Source organism: Propionicimonas sp. (assembly GCF_049840635.1).
GTDB lineage: Bacteria > Actinomycetota > Actinomycetes > Propionibacteriales > Propionibacteriaceae > Propionicimonas.
In genome coordinates this window covers 2,143,014-2,157,305 of the sequence record NZ_JASGKL010000005.1, presented here as the reverse complement: position 1 = coordinate 2,157,305, position 14,292 = coordinate 2,143,014, and the positions used below count along the sequence as shown (strand labels likewise).

Here is a 14,292-nt window from a genome sequence, read left to right as displayed (position 1 = left end):
TCACTCGCTCTCGTAGTGCACGAAGCGCTTCTGGGCTCCGAACTGCAGAGCGGTGATCACCAGCGTCAGGAACAGCAGGATCACTGACGCCGCGCTGGACGGGCCGAACTCGAAGCGGCCGAAGCCGAGGTCATAGATGTGGTAAACGATCGTGCGGGTCGCGTTGTCCGGGCCCGCGTCAGAGGTGAGCACGAAGACGGTGTCGAACGTCTGCAGCGAGGAGATGAACGCCACGATCGTGGAGAAGAAAATGATCGGGGAAATCAGCGGCATCCGGATCCTCGTGAGCAGCGACCACGCGCCGGCCCCGTCGATCCGCGCCGCTTCGATCACCGAGGGGGAGATGCCCTGGAGCCCCGCGAGGAAGATCACCGAGTTCAGGCCGACGGAACTCCAGATGGTGACGATGCACACAGAGATCAGCGCCAGGTGGGGGTCGCCCAGCCAGTCCGGGGGATCGACGTGGAAGGTGGACGCGATGAAGCTGCTCAGCACACCGTCGGAGCGGAACAGCTGCTGCCAGATCATCGCCACGGCCACCGTACTCGTGACCACGGGCGCGAAGAACAGGACCAGGTAGAGGGATCGGGTCCGGAGATTCTGCAGGGCCACGGCGATCAGCAGCGCCAGCGCCAGACCGACCGGCACCGTGATCACCGCAATCAGCAGGGTGTTCACGATGGACTTCAGCAGGAGTTCGTCGCCGAGTTGGTCGATGAAGTTCTGCCACCCCACCCACTTCAGTTCTGTGAGGCCGTCCCAGGAAGCGAAGGCGAGCACGAGACTGGCTGCGAACGGCCCCAGGATGAACAGCAGCATCCCGATCAGCTGTGGCCCGACGAAGACCCAGCCCCAACGCCGGTCGCGTCGGCGCCATGCCGCGGTGCGGCGGGGGGCCGGGGCGGCCGGCGCGGGGCTGGGCGCGCTCACTTGCCGATCTTCTCCGTAGCGAGAGCGGCCACGGCGTCGAGGGTGCCCTGTGCGTCCGCCTTGCCCTCGTAGAGCTTCAGGAACAGGTCACTGATGTCGGAGGACAGTCCCGGGACCTTGGCCTCGGCCGCGTAGTTCACGAAGCCGATGTCCCGTGCATCGAGGATGGACTGCGCGTGGGCCGGGTAGCCCTCGAGCACCACGGAGTCGGCACCCTTCACCGAGGGGACCGCGTTGCCGCCACCCTGCAGCCGGAACTTCTGTCCTTCGGCGTTCAGGAACTCGCTCCAGAACAGGTAGGCCGCGTCCGCGTTCTTCGTGTTCTTGTTGATCGCGAGGTAGGAGGCCGCGACACCGGTCGAGGCCGCCTTGCCGTCCACGGTGGGCCACCGGACCACGTCGTAGTCGTCCTGCACTCCGGCGGACTTGAGCGTGCCGATCGTGTACCGGCCCTGGACGAAGAAGCCGGCCTTGTGGCGCACGAACAGGCTGTCGGCACCGGCGCCCTCGGGCAGGCTGTCCGCGACGACGAACGTCTTGCTCTGGAAGTACTGGCCGAGCGTGGTCACGGCAGACACGGTCGTGGCATCGGTGGCGCCGACGAAGCTGTCGCCGTCGTAGGCCTTGCCACCCTGCGCGGAGATCCAGCTGTAGTGGGTGGCCCAGTAGTTCCAGAACATCGCTCCGGTGAGGCCCGCGGCCTTGAGCTTGTCGCACATCTGGAGGAACGTCGCAGTGGTCCACTGGTCGCTCGCGGCAAGGGTGGCCGGGTCCTCGGTGATGCCAGCAGCGGCCAGCGCCTTCTTGTCGTACCAGAACATGTCGGGATTGACGTCGTTGGGGGCGGCGTAGGTCTCTCCGCCGCTCTCCGCGGCGCCGAACAGGCCGGGGTAGAAGTCGTCCTTCGAGAATCTCACTGCCGGCCGCGGCCATGCGGTCGTTCAGCGGCATCAGCACGTTGGCGCTGACGAACTGCCCGAGCTTGTCGTCGCCGATGTAGAAGACGTCGGGAGCGGTGTTGCTGGTCAGCTGGGCCAGCAGCTTGGAGTGGTAGTCGGAGTAGGACGCGACCGGGTTCAGCGTGACCTTGATCTGCGGGTACTTCTTCATGAACTGGGTGTCGAAGTCCTTGTACCGGGTCAGTTCCTCGGGCGTGCCCCAGGTCGACCACACCACCGTGCCGGAAGGGGTGCCGGCAGCACCGCTCGCCCCGGACGCAGGAGCGGACGCCGCACCGCCGCCGCCGCTGCAGCCGGCCAGCCCGAGGGCCAGGGTCGCCGCGGCGAAGCCGGCGAGAAGTTTCAGGGTTCGTGAGCGCATCGTGATGGGCCTCTCTACTGGACGACGCTCGATATCTGTATTTTGCATACAGTGTTCTGCCTCGTCAATGGGTTCGGCGGTTCCTTACCGGATCGTTACCTGCACTCGACGGTGACCCGGAGGACGACCATCCTCCCCTCGACCAGAACGTCCCGGATCGCTTCCTCCGCTGCCACGACGAGAACTTCGTCTGCACCGAGTTCCCACTGCGCTCCACGGCCGGTGAAGTGCTGCCGGTCGCTCAGGTCGTCGTAGTCGTCGCTCGACGAGAGGTCCTCAAGCGGCGCGACCTCGAAGACCGCGCGCCCGTCCACCACGGCCCGCACCTCCAGATAGCGGCGATGGCCGGTGAGGACGGGACAGTCCGGGCGCGTGGTCGACCGGTACGTCAGCGAGTCGCCCAGGGAGAAGGTCACCTCGGGCAGGACGAGGTCGGAGCGTTGGATCGCCTCCACCACGCGGCGCCCTTTCACGCCACCGCCGAACGCGTCCGCGACAGCCTCGACGCCGGAGAGCTTCAGCATGACCCGCTCCCCTCGCCGAGCCCGCGCCACAGGTCTCCCGGATCCACCCCGCCGACCAACGGTGCCAGCAGGAACGAGTACCGGAACGGCTCCAGGCGTACCCGGTGCGCCTCGAGCACCTCCTGGCCCCACGAGTTCGAGCCGAGCCCGAGGACCGCGTGGTCGACGTTGAGCGTGATGCTGCGCGGGTCCTCCACGAGATCGGGGCGGTGCCGGGCGTGGTCGAGGACGGACGCCGGCCACGGCCAGGCGCTCACGTTCACCGGGGAGGCCGCGCTCACCACGAGACCGCGCCCCTGCCGGTCGCGCAGCGCGAACCAGCGCACGTCACCGCGGTTCCCGGTGTCCTGCGGCATCACGTACGGGACGTTCAGGTCGGCCACGTCGGCCTCCCAGCGTCCCAGCAGGGCCGCCTGGCGGGAGTCGGGGTAGTTCTCCCCCGGCCCACGGCCGTACCAAATGGCCCGCGCGAAGCGGCGGTTGACCCCCAATTCGGCACCGATCACCGCGACGAGGTCGGAGTAGCCGTTCGGCTCTCCCGCAACGTCCAGCTGCACCGAGCCGTCGGGTCGGGCCGTGTACCGGGTGGTCAGGGCGAGGCTCCAGTCTCCCGCGGGTGGCGCGAACCGCGCGGTCGCCACCGCCACCACCGCCCCGTCCTCGCGGTGCCACTCGAAGCCCAGGCAACGCTCGACCGCCCGGCCGAGCGCCCGCGGCTCCCAGAGCCGCTCGTACAGCGTGCGATGGTTGTCGATCAGGGGTTTGGTCAGGTGGAAACGCAGGGGCGCGGTGACCAGGTCGCGCCCGGCGACGGTCCAGCCAGCCAGGTGGCCACGCGCCCGGTCCCACCGGATCACGCCATCACCGGCGCGTGCCTCCAGCAAGCCATCGCGCAGCGCTGTTGTCCACCGGACGCCACGGCGGACGAGCGGAGGTCTTGGACGCGTGCCCAGCTCGAACTGGAAGGCACCCAGCTCGTGGCCGGCGTCCGCCCACGGCGTCGCCGCACGGTGCAGGACGCGGACGGTGAGCAGCGCCTCGCCGGCCCATCCGATCTCTCGGGACGGGACCGGCAGGCGGGTGCTCCCGCCCGGCTCGATCGGGGGCACCGCGATCGCCGCCGCGCTGGCCTGCTCTCCGTCCACCAGCCAGGACAGCGCGAGATCGAGGTCGTCCGGGGCGGTGCACTGGAACCGGCTTGAGAGCACCAATTGGTCGCCGTCGAGCGCGACCCGAACCGGGCACAGCACCTGCTTGTACTCGGCCAGGCCCGGGCTGGGGGTGCCGTCCGGAAGGACGAGACCGTCGATGCAGAAGTTGCCGTTGTTCGGCTCGTCGCCGAAGTCTCCGCCGTAGGCGTGGAAGGGCACACCGTCGTCGGTGTGGGTGAGGATGCCGTGGTCACACCACTCCCAGACGAAGTGCCCCTGGATGCCCGGCCAGCGGTCGATCACCTGCTGGTACTCCCACAGGCCGCCGGGCCCGTTGCCCATCGCGTGCGAGTACTCACAGATGATCCTCGGCTTGGGGTGGCGGTGTTCACCGAAGTCGTTCAGCTGGGGGATCCGGGAGTACATCGTGGACACCACGTCGACCACGTCGGCGTCCCTGTCCTCCTCGTAGTGCACGGGTCGGGTCGGGTCGAGTTCGCGGCAGCGCGCGTACATCGCCGGAATGTTCACGCCGTAACCGGACTCGTTGCCGAGCGACCACATCACGACCGACGCGTGGTTGCGTTGGGCGAGCACGTGCCGCTCGATCCGGTCGACGTAGGCGTCCTGCCAGGTGGGGTCATCGGTGATCCGGGAGATGTCGCCGACGCACGCGAAGCCGTGGCACTCCAGGTCGGTCTCAGCGAGGACAAAAAGCCCATACCGATCGCAGAGCTCGTAGAAGCGCGGGTCGTTCGGGTAGTGGGAGGTGCGCACCGCGTTGATGTTGTGCCGCTTCATGGTGAGGATGTCGCGCTCGAGGCGGGCCAGACCGACCGCGCGTCCGTCGTGGTCGTCGTGGTCGTGCCGGTTCACCCCGTGCAGCACGAGGTGGCGACCGTTCAGCAGCAGCTCGCCGTCGACGATCTCCACCTGGCGGACGCCGAGTCGGTGCGGCACCACCTCCGCCACCGCGCCGTGCGTATCGCGCGCCGTGATCAGCAGGGTGTACAGGTACGGGTCCTCCGCGGACCACAGGTGGGCATCGCGTAGTTCAATGTCGCACCTCAGGTGCGCACCCGCGGACGATCCTGACGCCACGACGCGTCCCCCTGCGTCCGCCAGTTGCCACTCGACGCTCCCGGTGGCGCCGGAACAGAAGGCCTCGAGAGCGACCGCGGCGTCCACGCCGTTGGCCGCGACCGTCGTGCGGACGCAGAAGTCGTCCAGGTGCGCGGCAGGACGCAGCAGCAGCGACACCGGACGGATGACGCCCCCCGCCCACCACATGTCCTGGTCCTCCAGGTAGCTGCCGTCGCAGAACTGGAGGACCCGCAGCGAGAGCAGGTTCTCACCGTCGCGGACGAAAGGCGTCACATCGAACTCGGCAGCGAGCCGGCTGCCCTTCGAGAAGCCCACCTGGTGGCCGTTCACCGCCACCTCGACGAAGCTCTCCACGCCGTCGAGGCGCAGGACCGCCTGCCGCTGCAGGTCCTCGGGTCGCAGCCAGAACGTGCGCTGGTAGGCCCCCGTCGGGTTGTCGGCCGGCGGATTCGGTGGGTCGACCGGGAAGGGGAAGAGTTCGTCGGTGTACTGCAGTCGCCCGTGGCCCTGCGTCTGCCACCACCCCGGCACGTCGATCCCCGGCCAGTCCTGCGATTCGCGCCAGATCTCCCCCGGCACGTCTTCGGGCCGGTCGAACAGCCGGAACCGCCACACGCCGTCCAGGCTCAGCCACTGGTCGCTCAGCCCCCGATCGAAGGTCAGCGCAGACGCGGCGTCCGGGTAGCCGACGAAGTAGGCACGAGCAGGGAGCCGCCCACTGTGCAGCGCGGACTGATCGGCCCACGGGTGCGTCATCGTCCCTCCTCCGTCTTGCAGACATCGAATGCAACGGCCACACTAAGAATACTGAATACAGAACCGCAACCCCAAGGGCCCTCTCTGCACCACGGGGCGACAGCGCAGGCCGTATGCTGCGCACAACCCCGCAGGAGGAGACCATGCCCATCGAGCGGCGCGCACTGCGCGAGCAGGTCCGCGACGAACTCCTCAGCCGCATGCGTACAGGGGCGGTCAAGCCGGGTGAGGGCATCAACGAGGTGCAACTGGCCGCCGAGATCGGGGTCAGCCGGACCCCCCTCCGCGAGGCACTGATCGCGCTGGAGACCGAGGGCCAGATCGAGAGCGAGAGCGGCAAGGGGTTCCGTTTCGTCGCGATGAGCGCGCGGGAGTTCGAGGAACTCGCGCCGGTGATCTCGGCGCTGGAAGGCCTGGCCATCGAACTCAGCCCGGGGCCGAAGATGCAGAAGCTGGGCCAGCGGCTCGCGAGGCTCGCCGCCGACTTCGACACCGAGTCCGCCGCGCACTCGATGATCATGACCCGCGACGACGAGTGGCACGGGGTGATGCTGAGCGCCTGCCCGAACGAGCGACTGCTCGCCCTGATCGCGACGGTCCGGCTGTCGTTCCATCGGTACGAGTCCCTGCTGGTTCCCAACGAGGCCGTGGTCGAACGGGTCGCCGCCGAGCACGCCGCGATCGCCGCGTGTCTGATCGAGGGCGACGTCCCCGGCGCCCAGGCCGCGCTGAAGGCCAACTGGGTGAACGGCGCCAAGCGCATCCTGCTCCAGGCGAGCAGTCGCTACCTCAGCGCGTGACCCAACTGTGACCGCCGACCCCTGTACGAGTCTTCGTATTCTGAATACAGTATGAAGAACTCAACGAGGAGGTCGCCTGATGAAGTCCCGTATCGCCGTCGCCCTCGCGGCCGCGACAGCCCTTTCGCTCACCGGCTGCGCGATGGGCGGCACCGCCCCCGCGGCCAGTTCTGCGCCCGCCGTCACCGCGTCCGCCGCCCCCACCGGTGAGATCACCGTCTGGTCGTGGGACGTCGCGGCCACCGCATTGAAGCGGCTGGGGACGGAGTACCAGTCCAGCCATCCCGGCACCACCATCAACGTCGTCGACATCGGCTACGACAATGCCTACGACAAGATCTCCGTCGGCCTGCAGGCCGGCAGCGGCCTGCCCGACCTGCTCACCATCGAGACCGACCACGCGTCCGGTTACCTCGGCGAGTTCCCGCAGGGCTTCGTGAAGCTCGACTCGGTGATCGGGGACAAGAAGGCCGTCTTCGATCCGTCCAAGTGGGCCGCGGCGACCGGCACGGACGGCGGCATCTACATGGTGCCGTGGGACTCGGGGACGGTCGCGCTATACTACCGCTCCGACTACCTGAAGGCCGCCGGGGTGGACCCGAACTCCCTGACGACCTGGGACGCGCTGATCGCCGCGGGCGAGAAGATCAAGGCCGCCACCGGACACACCCTGATGTCGATCGACGTCTCCTCGGGCGCCACGTTCGGCATGCTGATGCAGCAGCAGGGCGCCTGGATCTTCGACGCGAACGGCAACGTCGCGGTGAACAGCGACCAGGCCGTGGCCGCGCTGACCGTCCTGAAGACCATCCAGGACAAGGGGCTGCTGAAGAACGTGAAGGGCTGGGACGGCCGGGTCAGCTCGACCAAGGCCGGCGACTCCGCCGTCCATCCCGAGGCGGTCTGGTGGATCGGCACCCTGGAGAGCGAGATGAAGGAACTCTCCGGCAAGTTCGGGGTGGTGCCGCTGCCCGCCTTCGGCGACAGCGCCCGGACCGCGGCCAACGGCGGCTCCAACCTCGCCGTGCCTGCGCAGGCGAAGAACCCCGTCCTGGCCGCCGACTTCGCTGCCTGGGTGCTCGCGGACGCGAAGAACCAGGCGTCGATGATGGAGAACGAGGGCCTCTTCCCGTCCTACCTGCCCGCGCTGAAGGAGTCGATCTTCACCGAACCGTCGGCCTACTTCGGCGGCCAGAAGGTTTACGAGCTGTTCGCCGACCAGACCGCCAAGATCCCGCCGGTGAACTACACCAGCGACTACGCCAAGGCGTCCGACATCGTCGGCAACGCGGTGGTCGCCGCCGTGCTGAACGGAAAGGACCCGAAGGCGGTGCTGGACGACGCGGCGAAACAGATCGCGACCGCGACGGGCCGGCAGATCGCCGGCTGATGGCCGCGACGTCGGCGCCCGCCGGCCGGCCGAGGCGGAGCCCCTCCCGCCTCGGCCGCCGGCTCGCGCGCCCCGGCCTGTGGTTCTCCCTGCCCGCCTTCGCGCTGTTCTGCCTCTTCTTCGCCTACCCGCTGGTCGCCTCGCTCCTGCAGAGCTTCTTCACGACGAAGGGCGGGGTGTCCCGACCGGTCGGCCTGGCCAACTACCTGCGGCTGACCCAGGACCCGCTGGTGGCGCAGAGCCTCGCCAACGCGGGCATCATCCTGGTGGTGCAGGTGCCGCTGATGATCGTGCTCGCCCTGGGGATCGCGTACGTGCTGAACCAGTCGTGGCTGAAGCTGCGGACCGGCTTCCGGCTGGCGTACTTCCTGCCTGCGGTGACCACGCTCGTGGCCTACTCCATGGTTTTTCGGGTCATGCTCGCCACAGACGGCGGGCTGGTCAATCAGCTGCTGGGCGTGGTCGGCATCCCTGCGGTGGACTGGCTGAACAACGAGCTGTGGGCCAAGGTCGCCCTGATCGCGTCCATCACCTGGCGCTGGACGGGCTACAACATGGTGATCATCCTCGCCGGCCTGCAGGCGATCCCCGGCGAGCAGTACGAGGCTGCGAAGGTGGACGGGGCGGGCTGGTGGGCCACCTTCAGCAAGGTGGTCGTGCCACAGTTGAAGGCGGTCCTGGTGTTCACCACGGTCACCTCCACGATCGGTGCCCTGCAGCTGTTCGACGAGAACTACATCCTCACTGCCGGCGGCCCGAACAACGCGACGCTGACGCCTGTGCTCTACCTCTACAAGGTCGCCTTCCGGCAGTTCGACTTCGGGTACGCGTCCGCGATCGCGTGGCTGCTGGTCGTGATCATCACGCTGGCGTCCGCGCTGCAGTTCTGGTTCATGCGCGAACGTGAACCCCGCGCGCGGGGCGGTGCGCGATGAGGCGCACAGTGGGCCTCACCGTCCTCTACGTCGCGCTCGGGCTGGGCGCCGTGGTGAGCCTGTTGCCGTTCTGGTGGATGGCGATCGCCTCGACCCACACGACGTCCGAGCTGTTCGCCACACCCCTGCCGTGGCTGCCCGGCGCCGAGCTCCTGGCGAACCTGGCCAGGCTGCAGCAGAGCACCGGCTTCGCGCGGGTGATGCTCAACTCGCTGGGCGTCGCCGTCGTCTACACCGCCTTCAGCACTCTGGTGTCGGCCATGGCGGGCTACGGGTTGGCCAAGTTCCGCTTCCGCGGACGCGGCCTTCTGCTCGGCCTGGTGCTGCTCACGATGATGATCCCGATGCAGGTGCTGCTCGTCCCGCTGTTCCAGATGATGTCGAGCGTCGGCTGGATCGACAGCTACCAGGCGGTGATCCTGCCTTTCCTGGCCAACGCGTTCGGCATCTTCCTGATGCGGCAGGCGTTCCTGGACTTCCCCGACTCGCTGGTGGAGGCCGCCCGCATCGACGGAGCCGGCGAACTCCGGACGTTCTACCGCGTCGTCCTGCCGGTCGCGCTGCCGCAACTGGCAGCCCTGGTGATCTATACATTCATGAGTCAGTGGAACGCCTTCATCTGGCCCCTGCTGATGTTGAACACGGAGTCGAACTACACCGTCCCGCTCGCGCTCAACCGGATGATCGGTCTCACCCGCGTCGACTACTCCGGGCTGATGCTCGGCTCGCTGCTCGCGACGATCCCGCTCCTGCTGGTGTTCCTCTTCTTCCAGAAGCAGTTCATCGCCGGGCTGCTCGGGGGCGCGGTCAAAGGCTGAACCAGGGGAGGGGATCCCGGTCCTGGCCGACTTCCTGTGCAGCGGATGGGGGATCGCGAACCACTTGTGGGATGCGGGCCATGCGGGGCTTCACGAGCCCCGTTCTCGCGGCCTATCGTGCCCGCGCCGCCACCCGCGACAGGATCGGATCGAAGCTCCCCGCGCTCAGGAGAGTCTCGATCGAGTCCTGATCGTGGATCACCTGCGTGAGAACGTCGTCGAGAAGACGCAACAGCTGATTGTCCCCCTGCATGTCGACCACACAGAGCAGCACGTGATGCACCTCGATACCTCCCCCTGCCACGGGGTTGGCGAGCTCGTAGAGCTCGAAGTGGTTCGTCGCGCCGGGATGCTGCGGAAGGACGAGGACGCAGGCACGTGAGTAGATGCTGGTCTCGAAGGAACGAAGAATATCCGCCTCAAGGTGTTCCGCAGCCTCGGGGTCTGCGGCGAGGCGGAACCCCACGGTTGCCGCGAGCGTGTCGAGAGACGACACCCTCAGGTTGCGGAAGACCACCAGATCGTCCAACCCCAGCCGCTCAGCGGCCGCTCGGTATCCGAATCCGGGAGCGATGACCACGTCGTGGAAGCGCTGGAGCCCGGCGCCGTCGACAGGCCTCCCCAGCTGGACGACCGGCCAGTCGTAGCGGTAGGCGACGAACGCGCCGTCGTACGCCACGGCGTCGTACTGTGCCACCGGCACGCCTCTGAGCTCGTAGAGTTCGTAGGCATCGAGCGCCGCGAAGTAGCGGTCAACCGGGTACCGATCCAGGACTTCCGCCCTGAGTTGCTCGGCGCCGACGAGGCCGTGGCCGCTGCAGACGGCGAGCCGGCGAGGCTGGAAATTCCTCTTGACGGAGTCGACCACCACCGCGATCCGGTTGGCGAGGTCGATCACGGCATCTGTGGCGAGGGGCGCCATCGGTGACAGGACAACGGCGGCACGACGCGCGAGCGCGAGTGCAACCGGCGAGGCGACCTCGTCCATGGATGACTGCGTTCCGGTCTGGAACTGCGCAGACCCCAGACCCGCACTGAGTCGGGCGAGGATGGGCACCACTCCCGCCACGAGTGCAGCTCGTGCGGCAGGGATCTCGAAGATGCGGACGCCGAACGCGCGAGCGAGGTCCTCGTGGACGACCGTCACGAGGCCGTCTGCCCGGCGGGCAGCGGCCCGGCTGCAGGGTGTGTTCGTTGCTTCGACAACGGCATCCGTCCACATCAGCAGCAGCACGGCGAAGGCTGAGAATCTCCGCGCTGCGCGGTGGGTCGGCGTCTCCTCCGGGGACCGCAGCCAGGACCCGGGCCGCGACATCGTGTTGTGGTGTGGCCTCGGCCAACTCCACCCAGGCCGCCTCCTCCTCGACACCGTGCCCTCCCCGCAGTCTCATGGCTGTGATCGCGAGGTACTGGGCGAGCCGCTGGGTGCGGGTGTCGGCGATCCGCACCGTCGAGTTCCGCAGCTCCGTCAGGAGCCGTTGCCGCAGCATCGTGAACTCGTCGAGGTCGAGTGGCGAGACGCCGTGCGCGAGCGTTGGGCGCGACCTGTGGAACGCGAGCTCGAGAAGGTGGGTGAGGCACAACCGTCGAGCGAACTCCGTGCCTGACACCCGAATGCCGGCGCTCGGCCGCGACTCCAGCTGGAGCCCGAACCCGGCGAGAAACTCCCGAACTCCGCGGAGGTCGGGTCGCAAAGCACTGCGAGAGACGAACATACTTTCGGCGAGTTCGTCGATGGTGGTCCAGCCCTCAGCGAGAAGGAGCCGAGCGAGGACCTCCCGCGTGCGAGCCCGTGATGCGGCGCCACCGAAACCCCGGAACGCCGCCCTGATGTCGAGCTGTTCGACACCTTCGGCGAAGCGGGCGCTGTCGGAGACCTCCAGCCAGTACCCGCGCCCCTTCCGTGCTCGCAGGTCGGCTCCAAGGTCTCGTGCCTGGGCGCGAAGCGCCGACATGTCCGTCTTGATCGTCCGCTCCGACACCGAGAGCCGGCGGGCAAGCTGGCGGGCCGTGACCGGGGACTCCGCGTGTGCGAGAACGTGGAGGATCGCCGCGATCCGTGGGTTGCCGCTGGACATGGGGCGATTGTCTCAATCTGAGCGTGTCCAGCGGCAACCCGATCCGGCATCAACCCACGTCACGCCAGCTGACCAACTCGACGTCGTGCGACTCGACCCACTCACGCAACCTCGGTGAGCAGTACATGGCCAGATCCTTCATTCGGATCACCGTGTAGGTGGTGATCTGGAACAGTTCGTCATCCAGGAAGCCGGGGTGGGCGATCATGAGCGTGGTGTCGTGGTCAAGAACCTCCGGGATCACGGCCAGCACCTCCTCCTCGACATTGGTTCCGAGCTGCCGCTCGAGCGGAAACGGCTTCGGATTCCATGTGTTGGTGAGGAAGTGAGCGCCGATCTGGTCGGCGTGGTCCATGGCGAAGACGATTCCGTGTCGCTCGGCGAGTTCCGCGATCACTGCATGCGTGTTCGCGGTCACGAGCGAATGGGGATGGAGGTACTCCGGCTTTTTCCCGACCAAGTCCAGGAACCGTTCGTACTGGGCGTTCGCCTCCCGCATGACCTGGTCAATCGGGTACGGATCCTGTTCGAACTCCAGCATGATCCCGCCCTGCGACCCCACCACGGTCCCGGCTGCGACCACAGCCCCCGAAGTGCGGAACCGTCCTGACGAGTCGACCAGGTCCGGGACCTCCGCCGGGCTGCAGAGTGGTCGGCCCGTGACGAAGTTGAAGTCCTGGCCCAGACACACGTCGACGTCGAGATCGGCGACAGCGCTCACACTGGAGGGCATGTTCGTGAACAGCCCGGTATTTCGGATGAGCCCGTCCCGGATGCCCTTGCGGATGCCGGCAGAGACGGCATCGGTGATCCCGTAGTCGTCCGCTTGGCAGAGGAGCTTGTGGGACATGTCAGGCCGCCGTCCCGAAGATCCCGACAAGGGCTCCGAGCACACCGGTGGCCAGGATGATCACCACGAGCCAGGTGGGCCGTACGCCGCGTCGGATGAGTGCGACCAGACCAAAGACCAGAAGCACCGACAGCAGCCCCGGCATGATCGAGTTGATCACGTCCTGCACGACCAGCGACGCACCACCGATCTGGATGGTCCACTGCAGTGGCACGTTGACCATCTTCGCTGTCATCGCCCCCATCATGGTCAGGCCGAGGACGGCCGCAGCCTTGGTGAGTGCTGCCATCAGTCCCGACTTGAACACGGTGTCGATCATCGACGTGCCGAGGGTGTAACCCCAGTTGGTGAAGTAGTACTTCACCACGGACTGGCTCACGCCGTACAGCAGCACAAACAGGATCGGCCCCAGCACATTGCCCTGGGCTGCCAGCCCAATGGCGATGCCGGCGGCGATGATCCGCAGCGCGTTGAAGAACAGCGAGTCGAACATGCCCGCCGTCGGCCCCATCAGGGCAGCTTTGATCGAGGCGATCGTTGCCCCGTCCACCGCCTTCTTCTCCTTCAGGTCGCGCTCCATCGCGTACGAGACTCCGGCGATGAAGGAGAACGGCACGGCATGCGTGTTGAAGAACGACTGGTGGCGAAGGTAAGCCTCCTTGCGACCCTCCGGGTCATCCTTGTAGAGGGACTCGATGGCGGGCTGCATCGTCATCGTGAACCCGTTGGCTTCCATCTTCACCATGTTGAAGCCCTGGAACACCAGATGTGAGCGGAGGAACATCCGCCGCAGGACGGCGCGCTCCTCGGTCGTGAGTGAGCGATGGTCCATCAGAAGAACTCCTCGTCAGTGTCGGCCAACTGCGCGGTCTGCACCCTCGCCTTGGCCTCGATGATGTCCTTGTCAATGAAGAACAGGGTGAGCGCGGCGACTGCGCCGAGGATGGCGACCGGAAGCGTGTCCAGCTTCAGGTAGGCGACCAGGACGTAGCCAAGGAAGAAGAAGGCCCCTGCCGTCCGCGACCAGATCATCGAGATCAGGATCGCGAAGCCGATACCGACCATCATCGAGCCGGCGGCGGAGAGTCCCGCCATGACCCAGCTGGGCAGTGCAGCCAGCAGGTTGTTCAGCCCGGTGACCCCGAAAGCCACGGCGAAGAAGAGAATCACTGTCGGCACCAGCGCCATCAGGATCGAAATCGCCATCACCTGGATGTTGAACTTTCTGGGGTTGCCGGACGCCGCCAGACGCTCCCAGTGCGGCGCGAATGCTGCCCACACGGGCGTCATCAGGCTGTACACGACTGCAGCCATCGCGGTGCCGATCGGCAACGCGAGAGCGAGTCCAGCCTCCGTGTCGGCACCGGTGAGGATGGTGTAGGCGACGGCAATCACCGAAGCGGTCGTTGCGTCCGCGGGGATCTGGCCACCGATGGCCGAGATTCCCATGAAGATCGACTCCAGCGCAGCGCCCATGATGATGCCCTGGGCGGGATCGCCCAGGAGAAGTCCGGTCACTGGCGCGATCACGATCGGGCGGGTGAGGCACTGCCAACTGATGAAGTACGGGTCGATCGCGGTCAGCACGAAGTAGGCAATCGAGACAGCGATCGCCGCTTGGATCATCACAGCTGGA

12 protein-coding genes and 2 pseudogenes are annotated in these 14,292 nt (G+C 67.2%); 4 read left to right on the top strand and 10 right to left on the bottom strand.

Annotated elements, in window-relative coordinates:
* The 5 genes and pseudogenes from QM779_RS15580 to QM779_RS15560 form a co-directional block, all read right to left on the bottom strand.
* The gene (locus QM779_RS15580; protein WP_428536953.1) at positions 1-930 is read right to left on the bottom strand and encodes a carbohydrate ABC transporter permease; all 930 of its coding nucleotides are present in this window, start codon (positions 928-930) and stop codon (positions 1-3) included.
* The gene (locus QM779_RS15575; RefSeq protein ID WP_428536950.1) at positions 927-1,847 is read right to left on the bottom strand and encodes a hypothetical protein; all 921 of its coding nucleotides are present in this window, start codon (positions 1,845-1,847) and stop codon (positions 927-929) included. Before QM779_RS15575 ends, QM779_RS15580 begins: the two co-directional genes overlap by 4 nt.
* A 13-nt stretch (positions 1,848-1,860) precedes the next feature.
* Positions 1,861-2,250 (bottom strand): annotated as a pseudogene (locus tag QM779_RS15570) (extracellular solute-binding protein); the annotation flags it as partial.
* Positions 2,251-2,345: 95 nt separating this feature from the next.
* Positions 2,346-2,774 carry a hypothetical protein gene (locus QM779_RS15565; RefSeq protein WP_428536947.1) on the bottom strand — a complete coding sequence of 143 codons (429 nt, stop codon included), beginning with the start codon at positions 2,772-2,774 and terminating at the stop codon, positions 2,346-2,348.
* Positions 2,768-5,785 (bottom strand): glycoside hydrolase family 2 TIM barrel-domain containing protein, encoded by a 3,018-nt coding sequence (locus tag QM779_RS15560; RefSeq protein WP_428536944.1) that lies wholly within the window; start codon positions 5,783-5,785, stop codon positions 2,768-2,770. The genes QM779_RS15565 and QM779_RS15560 overlap by 7 nt, the downstream gene beginning before the upstream one ends.
* Positions 5,786-5,928: 143 nt before the next feature.
* Between QM779_RS15560 and QM779_RS15555 the strand changes: the two genes are divergently transcribed.
* From QM779_RS15555 to QM779_RS15540, 4 genes are all read left to right on the top strand, one after another.
* The gene (locus QM779_RS15555) at positions 5,929-6,585 is read left to right on the top strand and encodes a GntR family transcriptional regulator (RefSeq protein ID WP_428536941.1); all 657 of its coding nucleotides are present in this window, start codon (positions 5,929-5,931) and stop codon (positions 6,583-6,585) included.
* Between the two features lie 79 nt (positions 6,586-6,664).
* Entirely contained in the window at positions 6,665-7,975 is a 1,311-nt protein-coding gene (locus tag QM779_RS15550; protein ID WP_428536938.1) for an ABC transporter substrate-binding protein, read from the top strand.
* Positions 7,975-8,910 carry a carbohydrate ABC transporter permease gene (locus tag QM779_RS15545; protein WP_428536935.1) on the top strand — a complete coding sequence of 312 codons (936 nt, stop codon included), beginning with the start codon at positions 7,975-7,977 and terminating at the stop codon, positions 8,908-8,910. Before QM779_RS15550 ends, QM779_RS15545 begins: the two co-directional genes overlap by 1 nt.
* Positions 8,907-9,728, top strand: a complete 822-nt coding sequence (locus QM779_RS15540; protein ID WP_428536932.1) for a carbohydrate ABC transporter permease — start codon at positions 8,907-8,909, stop codon at positions 9,726-9,728. Before QM779_RS15545 ends, QM779_RS15540 begins: the two co-directional genes overlap by 4 nt.
* 112 nt (positions 9,729-9,840) lie before the next feature.
* Here the strand turns inward: QM779_RS15540 and QM779_RS15535 are convergent, their stop codons facing one another.
* From QM779_RS15535 to QM779_RS15515, 5 genes and pseudogenes are all read right to left on the bottom strand, one after another.
* Positions 9,841-10,962 (bottom strand): hypothetical protein, encoded by a 1,122-nt coding sequence (locus QM779_RS15535; protein ID WP_428538519.1) that lies wholly within the window; start codon positions 10,960-10,962, stop codon positions 9,841-9,843.
* A 343-nt stretch (positions 10,963-11,305) separates the two neighbouring features.
* Positions 11,306-11,806 (bottom strand): annotated as a pseudogene (locus QM779_RS15530) (BglG family transcription antiterminator); the annotation flags it as partial.
* Positions 11,807-11,855: 49 nt separating this feature from the next.
* Positions 11,856-12,656: a ChbG/HpnK family deacetylase gene (locus QM779_RS15525; protein ID WP_428536929.1), complete on the bottom strand. Its 801-nt coding sequence runs from the start codon at positions 12,654-12,656 to the stop codon at positions 11,856-11,858.
* Between the two features lies 1 nt (position 12,657).
* Positions 12,658-13,488 carry a PTS system mannose/fructose/sorbose family transporter subunit IID gene (locus QM779_RS15520; protein ID WP_428536926.1) on the bottom strand — a complete coding sequence of 277 codons (831 nt, stop codon included), beginning with the start codon at positions 13,486-13,488 and terminating at the stop codon, positions 12,658-12,660.
* Positions 13,488-14,282 carry a PTS mannose/fructose/sorbose/N-acetylgalactosamine transporter subunit IIC gene (locus tag QM779_RS15515; protein WP_428536923.1) on the bottom strand — a complete coding sequence of 265 codons (795 nt, stop codon included), beginning with the start codon at positions 14,280-14,282 and terminating at the stop codon, positions 13,488-13,490. The genes QM779_RS15520 and QM779_RS15515 overlap by 1 nt, the downstream gene beginning before the upstream one ends.
* Between the last annotated feature and the right edge of the window lie 10 nt (positions 14,283-14,292).

What these genes read in the sequence shown, in the direction of transcription:
- QM779_RS15565 (WP_428536947.1), bottom strand. Translation starts at nt 2,774, where the DNA reads ATGCTGAAGCTCTCCGGCGTCGAGGCTGTCGCGGACGCGTTCGGCGGT.
- QM779_RS15560 (WP_428536944.1), bottom strand. Translation starts at nt 5,785, where the DNA reads ATGACGCACCCGTGGGCCGATCAGTCCGCGCTGCACAGTGGGCGGCTC.
- QM779_RS15555 (WP_428536941.1), top strand. Translation starts at nt 5,929, where the DNA reads ATGCCCATCGAGCGGCGCGCACTGCGCGAGCAGGTCCGCGACGAACTC.
- QM779_RS15550 (WP_428536938.1), top strand. Translation starts at nt 6,665, where the DNA reads ATGAAGTCCCGTATCGCCGTCGCCCTCGCGGCCGCGACAGCCCTTTCG.
- QM779_RS15545 (WP_428536935.1), top strand. Translation starts at nt 7,975, where the DNA reads ATGGCCGCGACGTCGGCGCCCGCCGGCCGGCCGAGGCGGAGCCCCTCC.
- QM779_RS15540 (WP_428536932.1), top strand. Translation starts at nt 8,907, where the DNA reads ATGAGGCGCACAGTGGGCCTCACCGTCCTCTACGTCGCGCTCGGGCTG.
- QM779_RS15525 (WP_428536929.1), bottom strand. Translation starts at nt 12,656, where the DNA reads ATGTCCCACAAGCTCCTCTGCCAAGCGGACGACTACGGGATCACCGAT.
- QM779_RS15520 (WP_428536926.1), bottom strand. Translation starts at nt 13,488, where the DNA reads ATGGACCATCGCTCACTCACGACCGAGGAGCGCGCCGTCCTGCGGCGG.
- QM779_RS15515 (WP_428536923.1), bottom strand. Translation starts at nt 14,282, where the DNA reads ATGATCCAAGCGGCGATCGCTGTCTCGATTGCCTACTTCGTGCTGACC.